Genomic DNA, 3,011 nt, shown 5'->3' with positions numbered 1-3,011 from the left:
TCGATCCATTAGTATCCGTCAGCTCCACGTGTCACCACGCTTCCACCTCGGACCTATCAACCTCATCGTCTCTGAGGGATCTTACTTACTTGGCGTAAGGGGAAATCTCATCTCAAGGGGGGCTTCATGCTTAGATGCTTTCAGCACTTATCCCGACCACACGTAGCTACCCAGCGATGCTCCTGGCGGAACAACTGGTACACCAGCGGTGTGTCCATCCCGGTCCTCTCGTACTAAGGACAGCTCCTTTCAAATTTCCAACGCCCACGACGGATAGGGACCGAACTGTCTCACGACGTTCTGAACCCAGCTCGCGTACCGCTTTAATGGGCGAACAGCCCAACCCTTGGGACCGACTACAGCCCCAGGATGCGATGAGCCGACATCGAGGTGCCAAACCTCCCCGTCGATGTGGACTCTTGGGGGAGATAAGCCTGTTATCCCCGGGGTAGCTTTTATCCGTTGAGCGACGGCCCTTCCATGCGGTACCGCCGGATCACTAAGCCCGACTTTCGTCCCTGCTCGACTTGTAGGTCTCGCAGTCAAGCTCCCTTGTGCCTTTACACTCTGCGAATGATTTCCAACCATTCTGAGGGAACCTTTGGGCGCCTCCGTTACTCTTTAGGAGGCGACCGCCCCAGTCAAACTGCCCACCTGACACTGTCTCCGGACCGGATTACGGTCCTGGGTTAGAATGTCCGTACAGCCAGGGTAGTATCCCACCAGCGCCTCCACCGAAGCTAGCGCTCCGGCTTCTAAGGCTCCTACCTATCCTGTACAAGCTGTACCAACATTCAATATCAGGCTACAGTAAAGCTCCACGGGGTCTTTCCGTCCTGTCGCGGGTAATGTGCATCTTCACACATCGTATAATTTCACCGGGTCTCTCGTTGAGACAGTGCCCAAGTCGTTGCACCTTTCGTGCGGGTCGGAACTTACCCGACAAGGAATTTCGCTACCTTAGGACCGTTATAGTTACGGCCGCCGTTTACTGGGGCTTCGGTTCAACGCTTCGCCTTACGGCTAACGCATCCCCTTAACCTTCCAGCACCGGGCAGGTGTCAGCCCCTATACTTCGCCTTACGGCTTCGCAGAGACCTGTGTTTTTGGTAAACAGTCGCTTGGGCCTTTTCACTGCGGCTCCTCGGCAGAGGAGCACCCCTTCTCCCGAAGTTACGGGGTCATTTTGCCGAGTTCCTTAACGAGAGTTCTCCCGCTCACCTTAGGATCCTCTCCTCGCCTACCTGTGTTGGTTTGCGGTACGGGCACCTCTTTCCTCACTAGAGGATTTTCTTGGCAGTGTGAACTCAGGAGCTTCGGTACTTTAGTTCCCTCCCCATCACAGCTTGACGTTGCCGGACGGATTTGCCTATCCGACCGTCTCACTGCTTGGACGCGCTCATCCAATGGCGCGCTCTCCTTATCCTCCTGCGTCCCCCCGTCGTTCAAACGGAAAGGAGGTGGTACAGGAATATCAACCTGTTGTCCATCGCCTACGCCTTTCGGCCTCGGCTTAGGTCCCGACTAACCCTGAGAGGACGAGCCTTCCTCAGGAACCCTTAGGCTTTCGGTGAAAGAGATTCTCACTCTTTTTTCGCTACTCATACCGGCATTCTCACTTCTAAGCGCTCCACCAGTCCTTACGGTCTGACTTCACGGCCCTTAGAACGCTCTCCTACCACTGATCGTAAGATCAATCCGCAGCTTCGGTGGTGTGTTTAGCCCCGATATATTTTCGGCGCAGAGTCACTCGACCAGTGAGCTATTACGCACTCTTTGAATGATGGCTGCTTCTAAGCCAACATCCTGGTTGTCTAAGCAACTCCACATCCTTTTCCACTTAACACACACTTTGGGACCTTAGCTGGCGGTCTGGGCTGTTTCCCTTTCGACCATGAACCTTATCACCCACGGTCTGACTCCCAGAACAAAGTCTATGGCATTCGGAGTTTGACTGAATTCGGTAACCCGATAGGGGCCCCTCGTCCAATCAGTGCTCTACCTCCATGACTTTCTATTCTGAGGCTAGCCCTAAAGCTATTTCGGAGAGAACCAGCTATCTCCGTGTTCGATTGGCATTTCACCCCTACCCACACCTCATCCCCGTAATTTTCAACTTACGTGGGTTCGGACCTCCAGTCAGTGTTACCTGACCTTCATCCTGGACATGGGTAGATCACACGGTTTCGGGTCTACGACTGCATACTCACGCGCCCTATTCAGACTCGCTTTCGCTGCGGCTCCGCTTCTTATGCTTAACCTCGCATACGGTCGTAACTCGCCGGTTCATTCTACAAGAGGCACGCCGTCACCCATTAACGGGCTCCGACTACTTGTAGGCACACGGTTTCAGGTTCTCTTTCACTCCCCTTCCGGGGTGCTTTTCACCTTTCCCTCACGGTACTGGTTCACTATCGGTTACTAGGGAGTATTTAGCCTTGGGAGATGGTCCTCCCGGATTCCGACGGAATTCCTCGTGTTCCGCCGTACTCAGGATCCACTCCGGAGGAAGAAAGGTTTCGACTACAGGGCTGTTACCTGCTCTGGCTGACCGTTCCAGGCCGATTCATCTACCTTCCTTCTTGATAACTCCAATGGAGTGTCCTACAACCCCAGAAAGCAAGCTTTCTGGTTTGGGCTGTTTCCGTTTCGCTCGCCGCTACTTGGGAAATCGCATTTGCTTTCTCTTCCTCCGGGTACTGAGATGTTTCAGTTCCCCGGGTGTGCCGTCCGATACCTATGTATTCAGTATCGGATGCTGTCCCATTACGAACAGCGGGTTTCCCCATTCGGAAATCTCCGGGTCAAAGCCTACTTACGGCTCGCCGGAGCATATCGGTGTTAGTCCCGTCCTTCATCGGCTCCTAGTACCAAGGCATCCACCGTGCGCCCTTATTCACTTAACTATCGTCGTGAAAAGACGTTGTTTCGTTCGATGTTTCTGTTGAATGTCTTGTCATCACTAGCGTCTAAAACGCTATTGATTCCTTATCCAGTTTTCAAGGTTCACA

The 3,011-nt window shown here is 53.4% G+C and carries 1 rRNA gene; it reads right to left on the bottom strand.

Annotated elements, in window-relative coordinates:
- A 23S ribosomal RNA gene (locus tag ACTWP7_RS20305) occupies positions 1-2,906 on the bottom strand; the annotation flags it as partial.
- Positions 2,907-3,011: the final 105 nt, after the last annotated feature.

Source organism: Halobacillus sp. B29 (assembly GCF_052246755.1).
Classification (GTDB): Bacteria; Bacillota; Bacilli; order Bacillales; family Halobacillaceae; genus Halobacillus; species Halobacillus halophilus.
This window is presented reverse-complemented; position numbering and strand designations above follow the sequence as displayed.